The organism is Martinezella rhizogenes (assembly GCF_027460065.1).
GTDB classification, from domain to species: domain Bacteria; phylum Pseudomonadota; class Alphaproteobacteria; order Rhizobiales; family Rhizobiaceae; genus Agrobacterium; species Agrobacterium rhizogenes_C.
In genome coordinates this window covers 581652-598300 of the sequence record NZ_JAPYZZ010000001.1, presented here as the reverse complement: position 1 = coordinate 598300, position 16649 = coordinate 581652, and the positions used below count along the sequence as shown (strand labels likewise).

The following is a 16649-nucleotide window of genomic DNA, read 5'->3' as shown; positions in this document are numbered from 1 at the left end:
CCATGGGCGCCATTTCTGTTTTCAGTGATCATTTCCACATGTCACTTCATGACGTCTTCCGGTCGCCTGCCGGGCTTGGCCTTATAGGGCGGGAAGGTCCAGCCGAAGATCAGCGCGCCTGATCGCACGCAGAAGGCGGTCAGGAAACCCGCCGCTGATGCGGCATAAAGCGGTGCGCCGAGGAAATAGACGACAATGAAGGTGGAGGAGCCCAAAAGCGCGCAGGTGATGTAGATTTCCGGGCGCAGCAGAACCGATGGCTCTCCGGCCATAATATCGCGCAAAACACCACCGAACGTCGCCGTCAGAACACCTGTGACGATGGCGACGGTTGCCGAGCCGCTTGCAGCGAGACCTTTGGCTGCTCCCATGACGCAATAGGCGGAAAGGCCGAGCGCATCGAGCCAGATCAATACCCGATAACGGGATTCGAAAAGATGCGCGGTGAAAAACAGCAGAACCGCGACCGAGACACAGACGAGAATATAGGTGGGGTTTATCACCCAGAAGACCGGCGTTCTGCCCAGCACAAGATCGCGAACCGTGCCGCCGCCAATGCCGGTCGCCGCCGCGAAAAACAGGAAGCCGATCAGGTCGAGCTGCTTGCGTGAGGCGGCCAGAGCGCCGGTTGCGGCAAAGACGGCGACACCGGCATAATCGAGAAAACCCAGAAGTGTCATGAAAAGGTTCCCCCTGGAAACACGGGCCGCGAACACGTCAGTGTCGCGCAAGCACTAAACTCTAGGCTGACCGCCCGGATGATCGCAACATCCATAACCGAAACGGATGCAAAGGAAAATGCCGTGCGAATCGCTCTCGTTGCCGCTCTTCAGGCGCTGGTCCTCTTGATGTTTCCGGTAGCGCTCTCGGCGCAGCAGCAGCTGGTGAGCGACCCGGAGATTTACGAGAAGGATCATTTCCGCAATGAGTGCAAGGTGGCGGCCTTCGGCGATGATTTCGTCACGCGGCTGGATATCAACAATGACGGCCTGATGGATGCCGTCGTCAATCACGGCGTTCTGGATTGCGACGGTGAAAAGGGCCGCAGCTGCGACGACGAAGGATGCCCCTATAATTTCTACGTCCAGGTGAAAGAGGGCGGCTATCTGATGATCGCCACCGCCCGGATCTACAGCTATGATTTCATCAAGCGGTTCGGCAACATGGTTTTTGTGCTGAGGATGCATCCGCGTTATTGCGAGCGTACCGACAAGGAGCCCTGCCTGATGACGGTGCGGGTTCGCGGCACGAAATTCGTGACGATTTCGCGAAAGTGATGGGGGGCGATGATCAAGGTGCAATCCGCCGGATTTTGACCCGCTGATTATAGCGCTGGCGCAATGAGCGCGGAATGATGAGCGTGGTGATGGCGACGGCGAAAACCGCGCCCGCAACTACCCACAGAGCATCGGACTGGAGAGTGGCGCCGAGAACGGCGCCGCAGATCGCGCCGCTCAGCATGCCGAGCCACGGAACGATCTGGATGCCCCAGTCGAAGCTCCGGTCACCGAGAAGAAAACGGCCGATGCCGCGGCCGAAGCGGGAAAGAGCGCCCGTCACATAGGTAAGCCCGATCGGTAACCCCTCTATATGCTCCACGGCGGCGTTGACCATGCCCATGGCGAAGACCACGAGGTAAAACTGCGCAAGCGCGGTAGCCTCGCCGGGCAGCAATGCGGCAATCACCACCAGAGCTCCCACCGCCATGAGAACGGCAAAGATGCGCCGCTCGAACTTGTGCGCTACCACGATGCCGCCGGCATTGCCGGCCACGAAAGCAACGATGGCGAAAAGCAGTTTCGCGGCGTGGGAATAGAGACCCGCCTGCGCCGAGACGGCGGCGCGGGTGGTGTTGCCGGTCATGAACGATACGAAGTCGCCTGAAATATGCAGGCCCACCGCATCCGTCATGCCCGCTATGAAGGAGATGGCGGCCACCAGCGCAATTCCGGTTCCGGTGCGCCTCGCCCTGATGATATTACGACGTCTTTGTCTGGTCATGGGAACGCTCGATATCGAAAAACAGCTGCCCGACAGCTAGGCCGTGTTATCCTATGTCTAGAATGCCGGAGGGTCGGTTTGCAATCTTTCCGGAGGTGTTCAAGCGCTTCTATTTTGTCTAGACAAATATAGAATCCCTGCCTACCATGCCTCAAATAAGGCGAAAAATAACATCGCACAAAAATAAGTCAAAAGGGGTCCGGATCATGAAAAGAACGTGGGTTCTCGCCACTATTGCAGCACTTGCCTCATCCGCTTCCGCCTATGCCGAAACGTCGGTGACGATCGGCATGTCCGGCTGGACGGGTTTTGCACCGCTGACGCTTGCCAAGCAGGCCGGCATTTTCGAAAAGAATGGCCTGAAGGTCGATATCAAGAAGATACCGCAGGCCAGCCGCCATCTCGCTCTTGCTTCCGGTGACATCCAGTGCGCGGCCACCACGGTGGAAACATGGATCGCCTGGAACGCCAATGGCGTGAAATCCACCCAGATTTTCCAGATGGACAAATCGCACGGTGCCGATGGCATCGCGGTGCGCAGCGATGTCTCGAAGGTCGCGGACCTCAAGGGCAAGACTGTCGCCGCGTCCGCGCCGGGCACCTCGCCCTATTTCTTCCTTGCCTGGATCCTCAAGGAAAATGGCCTGACGCTGAAGGATGTGAAGGTCGTCAACCTTGAGCCGGGACCGGCCGCGCAGGCCTTCGTCGCCGGCCAGAATGAAGCGGCCATGACCTATGAGCCCTATCTCTCCACCGTGCGCGCCGCGCCTGACAAAGGCAAGATTCTCGCCACGACGCTGGATTATCCCGCGGTCATGGATACTTTCGGCTGCACGCCGGACTTCCTGAAGGCCAATCCGCAGGCGGCCAAGGCCCTGGCGGACAGCTATTTCCAGGCGCTGGAACTCATCAAGGCCGACCCGGAGAAATCCTATGCCACGATGGGTGCTGATGTGAAGCAGTCGGGCGAGGCCTTTGCCGCTTCGGCAAAATTCCTCGAATGGCAGGACAAAGCCTCCAACCAGAAATTCTTCGAGGGTGAGTTCAAAACGTTCTCCGAAAAGTCGGCGGATCTGCTTCTTGAAATCGGCGTGATAAAGTCGAAGCCCGATCTTTCGACGCTCGCGGATACATCTTTCATCAAGTGAGAGAAAAGGCGGCGGCAGCCCTGCGGGGAATGCACGGTCAGTGATAATTTGAGAGCGTCGATTGTGTGCCCTGAAAGGCATGCAGTGCTCTGATGGCGCGGCGAAAGTGCCGCGCCGGTTTTCCGGACAGGCGATAGAATGCAACCTCTTCAACCCATCAAGAACAGCACGAGGATCATCCTCGGCATTCTGTTCTTTGTGCTGTTTTTATCCGCCTGGGGCTTTGCCACGCTCGGCGGTTTCGTGTCGCCAACCTTTCTGGCTGACCCGATCACCATGCTCAAGGACGGCATCTATCTGCTGACCGATCAGGGTTTTGCCGGTGATATCGGCATGACCATCTGGCGCGTTGTGGGCGGTTTCGTGCTGGCATCGGTGGTCGCCGTGCCTGTTGGTATCGCCATGGGGGCTTATAAGCCGATCGAGGCGCTGCTTGAGCCCTTCGTGTCCTTTGCGCGTTATCTTCCGGCCTCCGCCTTTGTGCCGTTGCTCATTCTCTGGGCCGGCATCGGCGAAATGCAGAAGCTGCTGGTGATCTTCATCGGTGCCGTCTTCCAGATCATCCTGATGGTTGCCGTGGCGGTTGCCGGCACGAGGCGTGATCTGGTGGAAGCCGCTTATACGCTGGGCGCGAAGGACCGTGGTGTGGTGCGCCGTGTTCTCATTCCCGCCAATGCGCCTGACATTGCTGAAATCCTCCGCCTCGTTCTTGGCTGGGCCTGGACCTATGTCATCGTTGCTGAACTGATCGGAGCTTCCTCTGGCATCGGTTACATGATCATCAACAGCCAGGCGCTGATGGCGACCGGGCAGATCATTTTCGGCATCATCGTCATCGGTGTCATCGGCCTAATCTCGGATTTCGCGTTCAAATCGCTGAACCGGAAGCTTTTCGCCTGGAGGCTTGCCTGATGAGCGAACTCGTTATCAAGGGCGTCAGCCGCACTTTTCCGGGCGTGCAGGGCGGCCAGCCGACGCTGGCCCTGCAGCCGACCGATCTGGAAATCCCACGCAATGATTTCGTCACCATCCTTGGTCCGTCGGGATGCGGAAAATCGACCTTGCTGCGCATTATCGCTGGCCTCGACCGTCCGACGACGGGCGAAGTCCTGTTGTCGGGCAAGGCGGTGACCAGTCCGGGCGCGGATCGCGGCATGGTGTTCCAGTCCTACACCCTGTTTCCCTGGCTGACGATCCGTGAAAACGTCGCCTTCGGCCTGCGCGAACGCGGCGTGGCCGAGAAGGAAAAATGGGAGATCGTCGACAGCTATATCGATAAGGTCGGCCTGCGCGGTTTCGAAAACCATTGGCCGAAACAACTGTCCGGCGGCATGCAGCAGAGAACGGCGATTGCCCGCGCCTTGGCGAATGGCCCGAAAATCCTGTTGCTGGACGAGCCTTTCGGCGCCCTCGACAACCAGACGCGCGGCCTGATGCAGGAATTGCTGCTCGGCATATGGGAACGTGAGCAGAAGACGGTCATTTTCGTCACTCACGATATCGAGGAGGCGGTCTTCATGGCCTCGCGCGTCGTGACCATGTCCGCAAGGCCGGGCCGCATCAAGTCGATCACGCCGGTCGACCTGCCGCATCCGCGGCACTACACCATCAAGGCCAGCCCGGAGTTTTCCGAGCTGCGGGCGAAACTCACGGAGGAAATACGCAGCGAGGCGATCGCCGCCGCTGCCCATGGCTAGCTGATCCGGCAAAGGGGAGGAGAGACGTATCGGGATGAGGAGCACAGGCGCCGATCTTCAGGAAAAATCGCTGCACGAGCGCATCCGTAACGATGTCGAGCGCCACATCATGTCGGGCGAATGGCCGCCGGGATATCGTATCCCCTTCGAACACGAGATGACCCGGCAATATGCCTGTTCGCGTATGACGGTGAACAAGGCACTCGGCGAACTGGTACAACGCGGCTTGATTGAAAGACGCCGGCGTCTCGGCACCTTTGTTCGCCAGCCCCACGCGCAATCCGCCGTGTTGGAAATCCACGATATCGAGCGGGAGGTGCAGGCGCTCGGTCTCGTTTATGGCTACAGTCTTGATAAACGACGGCTGCGCCCTGCGGGCAAGGAAGATGGCGCGGCCATGGCGCTTGCCGCCGATGCGCCGGTTCTGGAACTCACCTGCACGCATTTTGCCGGCGGCGTTCCCTTTTGCCTTGAGGAACGTACTATCAATGTCACCGCCGTTCCCGAGGCGGAACACACTGATTTTTCAAATGTCGGGCCGGGAACTTGGCTGCTGAAGATGGTACCCTGGAGCGCTGCCGAACATCGCATTAGCGCTGTTTCCGCAGATCGCAAAAACGCCGCGGCACTGGGTATTGCCTCCGGTGCGGCCTGTCTGGTCATCGATCGCCGCACCTGGCATGGGGCGGATTACATTACCCGCGTCCGGGTCACCTATCCCGGAGACCGGCATGCGCTGGTTGCGCAGTTTTCACCTTCACAAAACAGCTGAAACTGCTTGGGGCGATCAATTTTTTGCAAAGAAGAGTTTACGGGTCGTCTTTTGACAATATAATAGTTGTCAAAAGAACTCAGGTTTATTATCGGAACGTCAAGCTTACACGACGGCGTCCGTTGATGGCCCCGGTTTTCAGGACCGGTCAATCTGCGGATGAGTTCATCGACGGAAATCCGGGATAAAAATTATGTCAGCTGAGACCTTCACTTCTTCCGCGTCCTTCACCAAGGCAAACACAACACGGCATGCCTCTCTTGCCATGGCTGTCACCTTGCTGACGGGCCTGAGTGCCGGTGCGGTGTTTGCTCAGCAGACCCCTGAAACCCAGATTCAATCCGCGCCACAGACGGAAACGGTTCAGCCTTCACAGGCGCCGGCAGCTCCCGCAACGCCGAGCGCACCAACCGCCGAGCCTTCCGCAACCGCGCAGCCCTCATCGCCCGAGCCTGCGCCTGCTCAATCCGCGACCGATCCCGCGCCGGCGTCTCAAGGCAGTGCGCCGCAGCCGGCGCAGACCGAGCAACCCGCCCAGACGAACCAGACGCCCGTGCCGAGTGAAACCTCCACCCCGGTAGAAACCATCAGCGCCGAGCCGGGCAGTGCCGAACGTCGCACGGACATCCCGCACAACCTGTCGCCTTGGGGCATGTTCATGGCGGCGGACTGGGTCGTCAAGGGCGTCATGATCGGTCTCGCCTTCGCCTCACTCGTCACCTGGACGGTCTGGGTGGCGAAGTCGATCGAGCTCGCAGGCGCACGCGTGCGTGCCGGCTCGACGCTGAAGGTCATTCGCCGGGCAAAAACACTTGCCGAGGCCACCGATGCTGTCGAAAACAAGGGTGGACCTGCCGCGCTGATGCTGCGTATGGCAACCCACGAAATGCAGCTTTCCGATGCGGTGGTCGAACACACCGATGGCGGCGGCATCAAGGAGCGCGTTTCCTCGGCGCTGTCGCGGATTGAAACCCATGCGGGTCGCCGTATGTCACGCGGAACGGGTGCTCTGGCAACCATCGGTTCCACCGCGCCCTTTGTTGGCCTTTTCGGCACGGTCTGGGGCATCATGAATTCCTTCATCAGCATTTCGGAATCGCAGACCACCAATCTCGCCGTCGTGGCGCCCGGCATTGCCGAGGCGCTTCTCGCCACCGCCATCGGCCTTGTCGCGGCAATTCCGGCGGTGGTGATCTACAACGTCTTCGCCCGCTCGATTACCGGATACCGTCATCTGCTGGCGGATGCCGCAGCCGGCGTGGAGCGCCTCGTCAGCCGCGACCTCGATTTTCGCCGCATTCCGCCCGGCAGCACCAGCAAGCCGGCCGTGTCGCTGGTTGGACGGTGATCGGTCATGGCTGGCGGTATTCGCGAAAATAGCGGAGACGATCTCTCCGAGAACCACGAAATCAACGTCACACCCTTTATCGACGTGATGCTGGTTCTGCTCATCATCTTCATGGTGGCCGCACCGCTGGCGACCGTCGACGTAAATGTCGATCTGCCCGCATCCACCGCCAAGCCAGCGGAGCGGCCGGAGGAGCCGCTTTATCTGACGGTCAAGGACGATCTCTCGCTCAATCTCGGCAATGATGCGGTTGCCCGCGAGGCCCTGGCGGCAGCGATCGACCGCCAGACGGGTGGCAAGAAGGATACGCGTATCTTCCTGCGGGCTGACAAAGCCGTTGATTACGGTCACTTCATGGAAATCATGAACCTTCTCAGGGATGCCGGTTATCTGAAGATCGCCCTTGTCGGGCTGGAAAACGCGGCTGCGGCGTCTCAGCCTGCCAGTTCCACGACGGCCCAACCCTTTGGCCAGCCCGCCGCGCCGGCAGGGCAGGGAACGGTGCCATGACTGAAAACGGCTACCCGCAGGCCCGCCATTCCCGTCTTTGGGAAGTGACGCTGTGGTCTGCCGCGGCGCTGCTCATGCTGAGCGTTCATGCCGGTTTTGCCTATTATCTGATGCAGGAGCCCGAGGAACAGGATGCCGGCGGACAGCCGCCTGCCGCGATCATGATTGAAATGGCGGCGATACCGGAAGCCGTTAAAACCGAGGAAACGACGCAGGCGCAGGATGTCGAAGACACCCAGGAGGTGAAGAGCGACAGCAGCGAACCGGTGGAGGAAGCTGCTCCGGAAGAGCCGCCCCCACCGGAACCGGTTGCGGAAACGCCGCCGCCCGAGCCCATCCAGCCACCCGAACCACCGGTCGAAGAGATCGTCGAACCGCAGGAAATTCCCGAGCCGGTGGAGCCGATCGATCCCGTGCAGGAACAGATGATGGCGGAACTCGAAAATGTCGAGGTGCCCTTGCCCGTCATGCGGCCGCCGCCGCCGCCCGTCGAAAAGAAGGTGGAAAAGAAAGAGCCGGAAGAGAAAAAGAAGGTCGAGCGACAGCGTCCCAAACCGCAGCAGGCATCGGAATTGCGCGAAACGGCGAAGGCGGAAGCCCAGCAATCCGACCGGACGGCGGCATCGCGCAGCAATGCCGGCTTCTTCTCGTCATCGTCCATGTCAAAAGCTGACTGGGACGCAAAAGTACGCTCGGCGATGCAAAGGCGACTGGCCCGGGCGGCTGGAAAATCCGGCATGGCCATTACGGTATCATTCAAGATAGATAGCGGCGGATCCGTAGGCGGTGCGAGAATCCTTTCGTCCACCGGTGACTCTGCGATGGATCAGAAGCTTCTGGCCGTCATACAAAAAGCGTCCGTTTCACCGCCGCCAGCGGGCGCAAATACCAGTTTTACCCTTCCGGTTCTTTTCAAGTAGGGCTGGAACGGCATGAGGCCATTCCGACTCTGAAGAGGACGGGATGGCCGGTTCATTTTCCATGTTGATTTGCAGCGACCCTATACCGCAAAGTGGGCTCATATATCCCATCGCATGCGAGCCAACAGGAATCACGAAAATCATGAAATTCTCAATCGCAGAGGCGGAGGAACTCGTATCCTCTATCTTTGAGCGCAATGGCGTTCTGCCGCAAAATGCCCGTTCTGTGGCAAAGGCGCTGGTCGCTTCCGAAGCGGCTGGCCAGGGCGGCCATGGTTTTCGCCGTATCCCCGTTTATGTCCGCCAGGCGCGGGTTGGAAAGGTGGACGGCCAGGCGCGTCCGGTAATGAGGCGCGTGAAGCCGGGTGTTCTTTCGATTGATGCCAATCATGGTTATGCCTATCCGGCGATCGACTGCGCTCTTGAGGAATTGCCTGAAATGGCCCGACAGCAGGGCATTGCGCTGGCAGCGATCCATCGCTCCCATCATGCAGGTGTCATGGCACTGACGGTCGAGCGCTTTGCGGAAATGGGCCTTGTCGCGCTCATGTTCGCCAATGCGCCAGCCTCCATGGCTCCCTGGGGCGGCCACACACCGCTTTATGGCACCAACCCCATCGCCTTTGCGGCGCCCATCGGCGGTGCCGATCCGCTGGTCATCGATCTGGCTCTGTCCAAGGTCGCACGCGGTAAGATCATGGCGGCACGACAGAAGGGCGAAACCATTCCCGGCGATTGGGCGCTCGACAGAAACGGCCGGCCGACGACCGATCCAGAAGAGGCGATTGCCGGAACCATGGTGCCTGCGGGTGAAGCCAAGGGCGCTGCTTTGGCGCTGATGGTGGAGATCATGGCGGCTGCGGTGACCGGTGGAAATTTCGCATTCCAGGCGTCTTCCCTTCTGGACGACAAGGGCGTGCCACCCTCCCTCGGCCATACGATCATTGCCATCGACCCGGTATCCTCTGGCGGCGCGGCCTTTACAGAGCGGCTGGCCCTCATCGCGGGTGAGATCGAAAAGCAGGAAAATGTGCGTTTGCCCGGTCGTCGCAGCCAGGGTATCCGCAAACAGGCGCTGGAAAGCGGCATCGTGATCGAAAGCGATATTCTCGCCGAAATTCAATCGCTCTGAAGCGACAGGAAAAACCCGGCGGATCGAATATGATCCGCCGGGCAAACCCGATATGGCTGCTTCGCATTTGCGTCGATTGGGCCGGACATCATGTCCAGCCCGCTTTTGGTCCGCCATCCCGCCATTGACGTGGAAGGATTTGACGCAGAAAGCCGCTCATTCGGTTTTTAGCTTACGGAAGGGGACGTTTCGCGTAAGCTTGGATAAAGCACACGGTGATCATGCATCCTGTTCGATCAGGCCGCGTAGCAGGGCAATGCTGACGGCGTTCAGCAGATTGGCCGCACCCAGCCTGTTCCGCACCCGGTCCAGAGTATCCTTTACTTCCGTTTCGTCCGCGCCGGTTATCAGGGCGACGTGGGAAGGATGTTTACCCCGTGCGACAAGCCCCAGATAATGTCGCTCACGATCCGAAAGGACAATGTCGCGCGTCTGATGATGTTCATGCGGCGTTTTTGCAGACATTTTCTTTCAGCCTCAAAAGAGATTGACCTGCCCCGAATGCGTGACCATCTGGTGATCTCGCCCCGAAACTGGCTCGTTAACCGCTCTGCCTAAACGCGAACAGAAACGTCAATTTCGCCAATAGGTTTCATGTCGCATCAGGAATTATGCAGTAAAAGCCACTTTCGCAGCCAGCCGATCCCGGAGGGGACATTATTCCGGGGCATTGAGAGAACTGCCGCGCCAATTTTCGAGACCGCAATCTCGGGTCTGGCGCAGAATGCAGTTTCAAAGCTCTGGAATGTTTTTCGTCATACCCCGGGGATATGCGGCGCTCTATTAAGCGATGTGATGCGCCGATAAAATAACATCGCGCGCCAAGTTTTGCATTTCTATTGTTATGTTTCGGCACATCTTCTTAGATGTGCCGACATATTTCTCAAGTTTTATGTGTATTTTCGAAATATTGATGCCCATGACATCCGTCAGCTGGCGGAATGATGCGCGTGTTTCCTTCGAATATCCGTGGGTGTCGCCCCGAACCAGCGCGAAACGGAACGCGAAAAGGCACCGGGTGTGGAATAACCAAGCCTGTAACTGATGTCAGATACCGGAAGATCGCTTTCGACAAGGAGTTTGAAACCGGCGTTTTTGCGAATGGCGTCCTTTATCTCGTTGAGATTGGTGCCAAGCTCGGCGAGCCGCCTTTGGAAACTCCGTTCCGAAAGGTTGAAGTAGGGCGCGATCTCTGCGAGTGAAAGTTCTGCGTCCGACAGCCGCATCTGCATATAGCGTTTCACCTGATCGATGAAATGGGTCGGGTCCGCCGATGTTTCAGGCCGCAACATCCGGCATTGCAAGTTCATCAATTCGAACAGGCGCTCATCCGCATTCGGATTGGCCACATCCAGAAGCGATGCCGGAAGTCGCATCGTGTGGATGGCCTGGGAAAAACTGAGCCGTCTGGTCAGTCTGTCTTTAAACAGCTGAATATTATTGGGTTTCTGTCGCTCCAGACCGATCTCGATCTGGTTCACGCGCTCTCCGAGAATATCGCGCAGACGCTGCATCAGAACGGCAAGTGACAAATCCACATATTGATCGCGTTTGGCGATCCCGGGCGCGAAGGACCATGACAGCGTTACCTGCGCGGCATCCGTCACCATGGTGAAATTGCTGTTATTGGTGGCGTAATAAACATGATCCTGAAGAAAACGCAGGAACGACCGAACAGTGGGGGCGCTGATCAGCCCATATCCGAACGCACCGGATGCACCGGCTGGAAAGGTGGCGGCGCATTGCAGGCCAAAGGCGTCGTCGCCGGAAATCAAGGCGCAGGTTTCCAGCAGACGGGAAAATCTGTCGAGGCTGATGCGTTCCGTCAGGCTGCTGAATGTGGCGGGATCAATATCCAGTGCTTTGCAGATGGGAACGATATCGATGCCCCGTGACCGGGCGTAATTACTGACGCCGGCGGCCAGACCGGCGACCACAGATATCTCGTCACTGACCCTTTTTTCGGGCATCCCTCGCCTTGGCGTACCATGTTTGGAAATTGTCGCCTGATGGTAAGCCTTGAAAGCGTGTTTGTCGAGCAGCCCGGCTGCGGCATTTTAAGGGTGGCTGGAACCGGCGCTTTGCTGCAGCACCTGCATGATGGTCTTGCCGGCATCTTCGATTGCGCCGCTATTATCGACGGTCGTGACATCGAAGTCCCCGGCGACGGCCAGCGAGCTTCGTTCCAGCCGGCGGAGAATGTCGTCCTGGCTTTCCCGTCCGCGCTGTTCCAGTCGCCTCGCCAGCACATCCGGCCGCGCAACGATGTTCACGACCTTCAGACGGGAAAATGCAGTGCCAAAATGCGGAAGCGCCGAGCGTGAACCATTGGCGATGACAACGTCTCCCGCTTCGAGATGGCTATAGACGGCGGCCGGAATGCCGTATTTCAGACCGTGCGCCTGCCAAGAGACCGCGAAGGCACCTGCGTCTTCCAGCTGGTTGAACTCGTGCAACGAAACGGCATCGTGATTTTCACCGCCCGCATCGCAGCTGCGGGTAATGACGCGGCGCGTGAAATGGAAACCCGGGCGGCCGGAGAGTTGTGCCGCCGCATAGTCCATCAACGTGTCCTTGCCGGCCCCGCTCGGGCCGACAATCACGATCATCGTGCCGGGCGACAATGTGCGCCGGCTATCTTCTCCATCGGTGGTCATGCCACGCGCTTGCCCTGGCGCCAGACCGAACGGGCGACCGGCACGCCATCTTCGCGGTGGACCCGTACTAGATCGGCCCGCAATCCGGTTGCGATACGGCCCCGGTCAACGAGGCCGACCGTGCGTGCCGGCGTGGCGGTGACCATGCGCAGCGCTTCCGGCAGGCTGATGGCCTCCACCTGATCGGCGAGCAGGAACGGCGCGAAGAGCAGGCTGAACGGCACGTAGTCGGAAGAAAGAACATCCAACACGCCGATCTCGGCCAAATCGCGGGCGGCGATATTGCCGGAATGAGACTTGCCGCGGACGATATTCGGCGCACCCATCAACACGCTCATGCCGGCGCTGTGCGACGCCTTTGCCGCCTCGACGCTGGTGGGGAATTCCGCCAGTTTCACGCCGTGGCCGATGGCTTCGCCGACATGCGCTTCGGTCGCGTCGTCATGGCTCGCAACGGTGATGCCACGCTCAGCGCAACGAGCGGCCAGATAGTCGCGATGCTTGGTGGAATATTCGGCTGATGCGGCCTGTCGCCGGCGCACGAATTCGGCAAAAGCCTCGTCGCTCAAGCCGCGTTTCTTCTGATAATAGAAGATATACTGGTCCATCGACTGGAACTGGCGCTGACCCGGGGAGTGATCCATCAGCGAAATCAGCCGCACGCGCGGATCGGTTTCGAAGTCTTCGAAATGCTCAAGCACATCGGCGGAAGCCACTTCACAGCGCAGATGCAGCAGGTGGTCCGCGCGCAGGCGGTTCTGATCCGCCGCCGCCTCGATGGCGTCAGCCATTTCGCGCATTTCGCCCTTTTTGAAACCGCCATCCTCATCCGAGCCGAGCCGCAGGCAATCGAACACCGTGGTGATGCCGGAAGCGGCGACCTGTGCGTCATGCGCCTGAATGGCGGCGATCTTGTCCCAGATCACACCGGGACGCGGCGAATAATGCTGCTCAAGGTGGTCAGTGTGGAGTTCCACCAGGCCGGGGATCAGGAAGTCGCCTTCGAGGTCTTCTCCGGTTTTGGAAGCGCCTTCGCTGATATCGGCAATCTTGCCGTCACGGATCAGAACGGATCCGAGAATAATATCGTCTTCCAGAACGATACGGGCATTGGAAAGGGCGTGCTCGGTCATGGGTTCGCATCTTTCTTTGGTGGCTGGGCAAGGGGGTGCCAGCTATGAACGGTAAAGGGCGCGCCGCGCGTTTCTTCAATGAACAAGGCGAGGCCGGAAATGGTGAGAGGCCGGTCGGTGAATTCGGCAAACCGGGTGGAGAGAACCTCTTGCATGGCGGGCTGCTCATCTTCATCGATACGGCCGGTCAGCGTCATATGAAAACGGAAGTCATCCATGACATGCGGATAACCCCAGAGAGAGAGATTTTGTCGCTGGCTTTCCGTCAGCATCTGCGGTCGTCGGCGGGCAATATCGGTCTCAGACAGGGGCGCGCGGAACCGATCGAAGTGATCAACAACCTCGGCGGCAAAATCCTGTAGCGGCTGGTAAATACGGTCTGGAACCAGCGCGAAAAACGGCCCAAGCGCCCCGACGACGATGCGCGGTATCTCGAAGGCGGACTGATTAGCCGCAAAGTCTTCGACGGTCGCGAGAAGCTCCGCTTCGCTGTATTTTTCGGCAAGCTCAAAGGGGGCCTTCAGGGTCGCGTGGAAACCGTAACGACGGGGTTCCTCCGTTAAATCGGCATAGTCGTGGTGGTCGTCGTGCAACGTGCCGGAAAACGCATTGCGGCCCAGCCAGCGCGACGCCGTTTCAGTCAGCGGATGATCTTTAGCCGGAGAAAAATAGATGGCGTAGCGCACGGCAAGCACTCTTCGGTGTCATGGAAAACCAGGGATGAGAAGCTATTTGGCGTGACTCGCCCGCTTCCCGCAAGGTCAGGAGTGCGAGTAATCGCTTTCCGTGACAGAATGATGATGCAGATGGAAAAAAGCGTAATCAAAACGCCACAGATACTCCCACCGCGATGAAGGCGTAGACGGAGATGGTGGAGAAATATGGCCTGAGCAAATCGGGACTGCGTGAACGTTCGGGACGAGGGATAACGAAAATCGCTGCGAGTTTCGTTATCCTGCCCGTTTAGACCTAATGCTGTGTTTTACCAATCAGTCGCGAACGCAGCGAATTGGAAATATGGTCGAACAGGAAAACGACGAAGAGGATAAGCACGACCATATAGGCGACCTTGTCCCAGTCGGCGTTGGTACCCATCGCTTCCAGCAGCTTCAGGCCAATGCCGCCGGCGCCCACCGCACCGATGATGGTGGCGGAGCGAGTGTTGCTTTCCCAGAAATAAAGGGATTGGGAAATGAAGACCGGCAGGACCTGCGGCAACACGCCGAAGCGATTGACCGCAATCGGCGATGCACCGACTGATTTGACGCCTTCGCGCTGCTTGTCGTCGACATTCTCCAGTGCCTCGGCATAGACCTTGCCGAGTGCGCCGGTATCGGTGAAGAAGATCGCGGCAATTCCCGGGATCGGTCCCGGGCCGAAACTGCGGGTGAAGAACAGCGCCCAGATCAGCATGTCGATGGAACGCAGGAAATCGAACAGGCGCTTCATGCCCCAGTTTGCCGCCCTGTTGGCGGTGATGTTGCGCGCTGCGATGAAGGCGAGCGGCAGGGCGACAAGCGTGCCGAACAGCGTTCCAACAAATGCCATCACCAGCGTCTGCATCAGCTTGGACAGGATATCGGCATGTTGCCAGACGCTGTTATCGAGGAAATCATCCACCATGTGACCGATATTGGACCGTGCGGGATCGAGCCTCTCTCCCCACAGAGCCAGTGCTGCCAGTTGGCCGTAGCTCTTGCCCCAGAATTCTGAACGGGTGTCAAAGAAGAAGTTCGCCCATCCGAGAAAGCGGCGCTGCACATAGACCTGGCTGGTGCGGATCTCGGCCTGACCTGCAAAGCCGTAGTGAACGAGCACCTTGTTGCCGTCTTGCCGGATTTCCTCCGGTGCGTTTTGCGGCGCTGAAGCCTGATCACCATTGATAACGACGGGATAACTCCTGCCATCGACATAGACATCGACCCGGGTCGGCGTCACATCGAGGCGGTTGTCCGAGCCCGCATAAAAAACGCTGTAACCGCCATCCGGCAAGGGCTGCAGCCAGTCGATCCTGGCGTCGGCAGGATATTGTCTGCGGCTCGACCATTGCGGCTCGACCTTGCCGTCTTCGAAACGCAGGCGCGGTTGGGCACGCCAGGAATACCAGTCCTGAATATAGCTGGATGCGCGATCCCACCGGCCCTGCATGAAAGCCGGGCCGACATTGAAGAAGAAAAAGCAGCCGATGAGATAGGCGGTGGCGACGAGAAGGCCGACGAGCAGACCATATCGCTGCATGAAACTGCGGTTGAACACCTGCGGATGTGCAGCCGTCAGCTTCTCGCGCTCGGCGGTGTTGAGAATGAAGCTGGACGACATCAGGCCGCTCCCCGTCCGAATTCGAAGGATTGTTGGCCGATCAGCCTGCGGCGCAGCCAGCTGGAGAACTGGTCGACGGCGATGATGGTGATCAGCAGAAGGATGATGATGGCATAGGTCTTCGAGGCGTGATCGTTTCCGATCGACAGACGGAAGACCTCGCCAATGCCGCCGCCGCCGACGGCGCCGATGATCGTGGAAGCGCGCACATTGATTTCGGCGCGCAGCAGTGCGTAGGAGACGAAATTGGGCAGGACCTGCGGCACGATGGCGAAGCGCACCCGCTCCAGCCAGTTGGCACCGGCGGCACGCAGGCCTTCATCCGGCTTCATGTCGGCATTTTCCACGACTTCGAAGAACAGCTTGCCCAGCGCACCGATCGTATGGACCGAAATCGCGATGATCGCGGCGATCGGACCGATCGACAGGATGGCGGTCAGCAACCCGGCGACGACGATTTCCGGAAAGGCGCGCAGCACTTCCATCACCCGGCGCACCACCCAGCGCACGAGGCCGGCGCCGACGAGATTGGTGGAGGCAAAGAAGCAGAGCACGAAGGCGAAACTCGTGCCGATGATTGTCGAGACCAGCGCGATATTGAGTGTGATGATCAGCTGGTAGATGAAATGCGGGATGTAGAATCCGTCGGTGATGTAAACGCGATCCGCGACATAATTATATTTCAGCGAACCATCCGCATAAGGCGACGGCAGGTCGAACATCGCCCGGAAGATTTCCAGCGGACTATCCGGCACGAAGGTCTTCATGAAATCGAAGAAATAGGGCAGGCGCTCGAAGAATTTGCCCGAATTGGCCGCATTGGCGAAATTCAGGGAGGCGACGAGGATGACGAGAAAGATCACGAGCGAAATGACGGTATAGATCCGCCGTGTCGCAAGCTGCTGTTGATAATGGCGCATGACCGTCCGGGACGATGCGCTCAACCCCTCGGATGAGAGGGTACCATTGTGCAGTGTGGTCGCCATGCCGCTTTTCCTTTATTGGCAAAAGC

The 16649-nt window shown here is 58.9% G+C and carries 18 protein-coding genes; 9 read left to right on the top strand and 9 right to left on the bottom strand.

The window, feature by feature from the left end:
• Positions 1-41: 41 nt before the first annotated feature.
• On the bottom strand, positions 42-680 hold the full coding sequence (locus tag O8B93_RS02960; RefSeq protein WP_269708323.1) for a trimeric intracellular cation channel family protein: 639 nt from the start codon (positions 678-680) through the stop codon (positions 42-44).
• 78 nt (positions 681-758) lie between these two features.
• Here O8B93_RS02960 and O8B93_RS02955 point away from each other — a divergent pair, with 78 nt between their 5' ends.
• Positions 759-1277 (top strand): hypothetical protein, encoded by a 519-nt coding sequence (locus O8B93_RS02955; RefSeq protein ID WP_269708322.1) that lies wholly within the window; start codon positions 759-761, stop codon positions 1275-1277.
• A 13-nt stretch (positions 1278-1290) separates the two neighbouring features.
• On the opposite strand, the gene O8B93_RS02950 is transcribed toward O8B93_RS02955, so the two are convergent.
• Entirely contained in the window at positions 1291-2001 is a 711-nt protein-coding gene (locus O8B93_RS02950; protein WP_269708321.1) for a YoaK family protein, read from the bottom strand.
• Between the two features lie 206 nt (positions 2002-2207).
• Here O8B93_RS02950 and O8B93_RS02945 point away from each other — a divergent pair, with 206 nt between their 5' ends.
• The 8 genes from O8B93_RS02945 (at position 2208) to O8B93_RS02910 (ending at position 9528) form a co-directional block, all read left to right on the top strand.
• On the top strand, positions 2208-3149 hold the full coding sequence (locus O8B93_RS02945) for an ABC transporter substrate-binding protein (RefSeq protein WP_269708320.1): 942 nt from the start codon (positions 2208-2210) through the stop codon (positions 3147-3149).
• 138 nt (positions 3150-3287) lie between these two features.
• Positions 3288-4061 (top strand): ABC transporter permease, encoded by a 774-nt coding sequence (locus O8B93_RS02940; RefSeq protein WP_269708319.1) that lies wholly within the window; start codon positions 3288-3290, stop codon positions 4059-4061.
• Complete coding sequence (locus O8B93_RS02935; RefSeq protein ID WP_269708318.1) at positions 4061-4846, top strand: ABC transporter ATP-binding protein; 786 nt, start codon at positions 4061-4063, stop codon at positions 4844-4846. The genes O8B93_RS02940 and O8B93_RS02935 overlap by 1 nt, the downstream gene beginning before the upstream one ends.
• 34 nt (positions 4847-4880) lie before the next feature.
• The gene (gene hutC, locus O8B93_RS02930; RefSeq protein ID WP_269708317.1) at positions 4881-5618 is read left to right on the top strand and encodes a histidine utilization repressor; all 738 of its coding nucleotides are present in this window, start codon (positions 4881-4883) and stop codon (positions 5616-5618) included.
• A 193-nt stretch (positions 5619-5811) separates the two neighbouring features.
• On the top strand, positions 5812-6966 hold the full coding sequence (gene exbB, locus O8B93_RS02925; RefSeq protein ID WP_269708316.1) for a tonB-system energizer ExbB: 1155 nt from the start codon (positions 5812-5814) through the stop codon (positions 6964-6966).
• Between the two features lie 6 nt (positions 6967-6972).
• Positions 6973-7476 (top strand): TonB system transport protein ExbD, encoded by a 504-nt coding sequence (exbD, locus tag O8B93_RS02920; RefSeq protein ID WP_269708314.1) that lies wholly within the window; start codon positions 6973-6975, stop codon positions 7474-7476.
• A complete protein-coding gene (locus O8B93_RS02915; RefSeq protein WP_269708312.1) occupies positions 7473-8396 on the top strand; it encodes an energy transducer TonB family protein in 924 nt (307 codons plus the stop codon). The genes exbD and O8B93_RS02915 overlap by 4 nt, the downstream gene beginning before the upstream one ends.
• A gap of 142 nt (positions 8397-8538) precedes the next feature.
• Positions 8539-9528 carry an Ldh family oxidoreductase gene (locus O8B93_RS02910; RefSeq protein ID WP_269708311.1) on the top strand — a complete coding sequence of 330 codons (990 nt, stop codon included), beginning with the start codon at positions 8539-8541 and terminating at the stop codon, positions 9526-9528.
• A 219-nt stretch (positions 9529-9747) separates the two neighbouring features.
• On the opposite strand, the gene O8B93_RS02905 is transcribed toward O8B93_RS02910, so the two are convergent.
• The 7 genes from O8B93_RS02905 to phnE (O8B93_RS02875) form a co-directional block, all read right to left on the bottom strand.
• Positions 9748-9993 (bottom strand): helix-turn-helix domain-containing protein, encoded by a 246-nt coding sequence (locus O8B93_RS02905; RefSeq protein WP_269708310.1) that lies wholly within the window; start codon positions 9991-9993, stop codon positions 9748-9750.
• Between the two features lie 464 nt (positions 9994-10457).
• Positions 10458-11498, bottom strand: a complete 1041-nt coding sequence (locus tag O8B93_RS02900; protein WP_269708308.1) for an AraC family transcriptional regulator — start codon at positions 11496-11498, stop codon at positions 10458-10460.
• Between the two features lie 87 nt (positions 11499-11585).
• Positions 11586-12185 carry a phosphonate metabolism protein/1,5-bisphosphokinase (PRPP-forming) PhnN gene (gene phnN / locus O8B93_RS02895; protein WP_269708307.1) on the bottom strand — a complete coding sequence of 200 codons (600 nt, stop codon included), beginning with the start codon at positions 12183-12185 and terminating at the stop codon, positions 11586-11588.
• Positions 12182-13318 carry an alpha-D-ribose 1-methylphosphonate 5-triphosphate diphosphatase gene (locus O8B93_RS02890; RefSeq protein WP_173986026.1) on the bottom strand — a complete coding sequence of 379 codons (1137 nt, stop codon included), beginning with the start codon at positions 13316-13318 and terminating at the stop codon, positions 12182-12184. Before O8B93_RS02890 ends, phnN begins: the two co-directional genes overlap by 4 nt.
• Entirely contained in the window at positions 13315-14013 is a 699-nt protein-coding gene (locus tag O8B93_RS02885) for a DUF1045 domain-containing protein (RefSeq protein ID WP_269708305.1), read from the bottom strand. The genes O8B93_RS02890 and O8B93_RS02885 overlap by 4 nt, the downstream gene beginning before the upstream one ends.
• Before the next feature lie 274 nt (positions 14014-14287).
• On the bottom strand, positions 14288-15637 hold the full coding sequence (phnE, locus tag O8B93_RS02880) for a phosphonate ABC transporter, permease protein PhnE (protein ID WP_269708304.1): 1350 nt from the start codon (positions 15635-15637) through the stop codon (positions 14288-14290).
• Positions 15637-16623 (bottom strand): phosphonate ABC transporter, permease protein PhnE, encoded by a 987-nt coding sequence (gene phnE / locus O8B93_RS02875; protein ID WP_269708303.1) that lies wholly within the window; start codon positions 16621-16623, stop codon positions 15637-15639. Before phnE (O8B93_RS02875) ends, phnE (O8B93_RS02880) begins: the two co-directional genes overlap by 1 nt.
• Positions 16624-16649 lie beyond the last annotated feature (26 nt).

Bases quoted from the DNA above. Each gene is read 5' to 3' on its own strand.
- O8B93_RS02960 (WP_269708323.1), bottom strand. From the start codon at position 680: ATGACACTTCTGGGTTTTCTCGATTATGCCGGTGTCGCCGTCTTTGCC.
- O8B93_RS02955 (WP_269708322.1), top strand. From the start codon at position 759: ATGATCGCAACATCCATAACCGAAACGGATGCAAAGGAAAATGCCGTG.
- O8B93_RS02950 (WP_269708321.1), bottom strand. From the start codon at position 2,001: ATGACCAGACAAAGACGTCGTAATATCATCAGGGCGAGGCGCACCGGA.
- O8B93_RS02945 (WP_269708320.1), top strand. From the start codon at position 2,208: ATGAAAAGAACGTGGGTTCTCGCCACTATTGCAGCACTTGCCTCATCC.
- O8B93_RS02940 (WP_269708319.1), top strand. From the start codon at position 3,288: ATGCAACCTCTTCAACCCATCAAGAACAGCACGAGGATCATCCTCGGC.
- O8B93_RS02935 (WP_269708318.1), top strand. From the start codon at position 4,061: ATGAGCGAACTCGTTATCAAGGGCGTCAGCCGCACTTTTCCGGGCGTG.
- hutC (WP_269708317.1), top strand. From the start codon at position 4,881: ATGAGGAGCACAGGCGCCGATCTTCAGGAAAAATCGCTGCACGAGCGC.
- exbB (WP_269708316.1), top strand. From the start codon at position 5,812: ATGTCAGCTGAGACCTTCACTTCTTCCGCGTCCTTCACCAAGGCAAAC.
- exbD (WP_269708314.1), top strand. From the start codon at position 6,973: ATGGCTGGCGGTATTCGCGAAAATAGCGGAGACGATCTCTCCGAGAAC.
- O8B93_RS02915 (WP_269708312.1), top strand. From the start codon at position 7,473: ATGACTGAAAACGGCTACCCGCAGGCCCGCCATTCCCGTCTTTGGGAA.
- O8B93_RS02910 (WP_269708311.1), top strand. From the start codon at position 8,539: ATGAAATTCTCAATCGCAGAGGCGGAGGAACTCGTATCCTCTATCTTT.
- O8B93_RS02905 (WP_269708310.1), bottom strand. From the start codon at position 9,993: ATGTCTGCAAAAACGCCGCATGAACATCATCAGACGCGCGACATTGTC.
- O8B93_RS02900 (WP_269708308.1), bottom strand. From the start codon at position 11,498: ATGCCCGAAAAAAGGGTCAGTGACGAGATATCTGTGGTCGCCGGTCTG.
- phnN (WP_269708307.1), bottom strand. From the start codon at position 12,185: ATGACCACCGATGGAGAAGATAGCCGGCGCACATTGTCGCCCGGCACG.
- O8B93_RS02890 (WP_173986026.1), bottom strand. From the start codon at position 13,318: ATGACCGAGCACGCCCTTTCCAATGCCCGTATCGTTCTGGAAGACGAT.
- phnE (WP_269708304.1), bottom strand. From the start codon at position 15,637: ATGTCGTCCAGCTTCATTCTCAACACCGCCGAGCGCGAGAAGCTGACG.
- phnE (WP_269708303.1), bottom strand. From the start codon at position 16,623: ATGGCGACCACACTGCACAATGGTACCCTCTCATCCGAGGGGTTGAGC.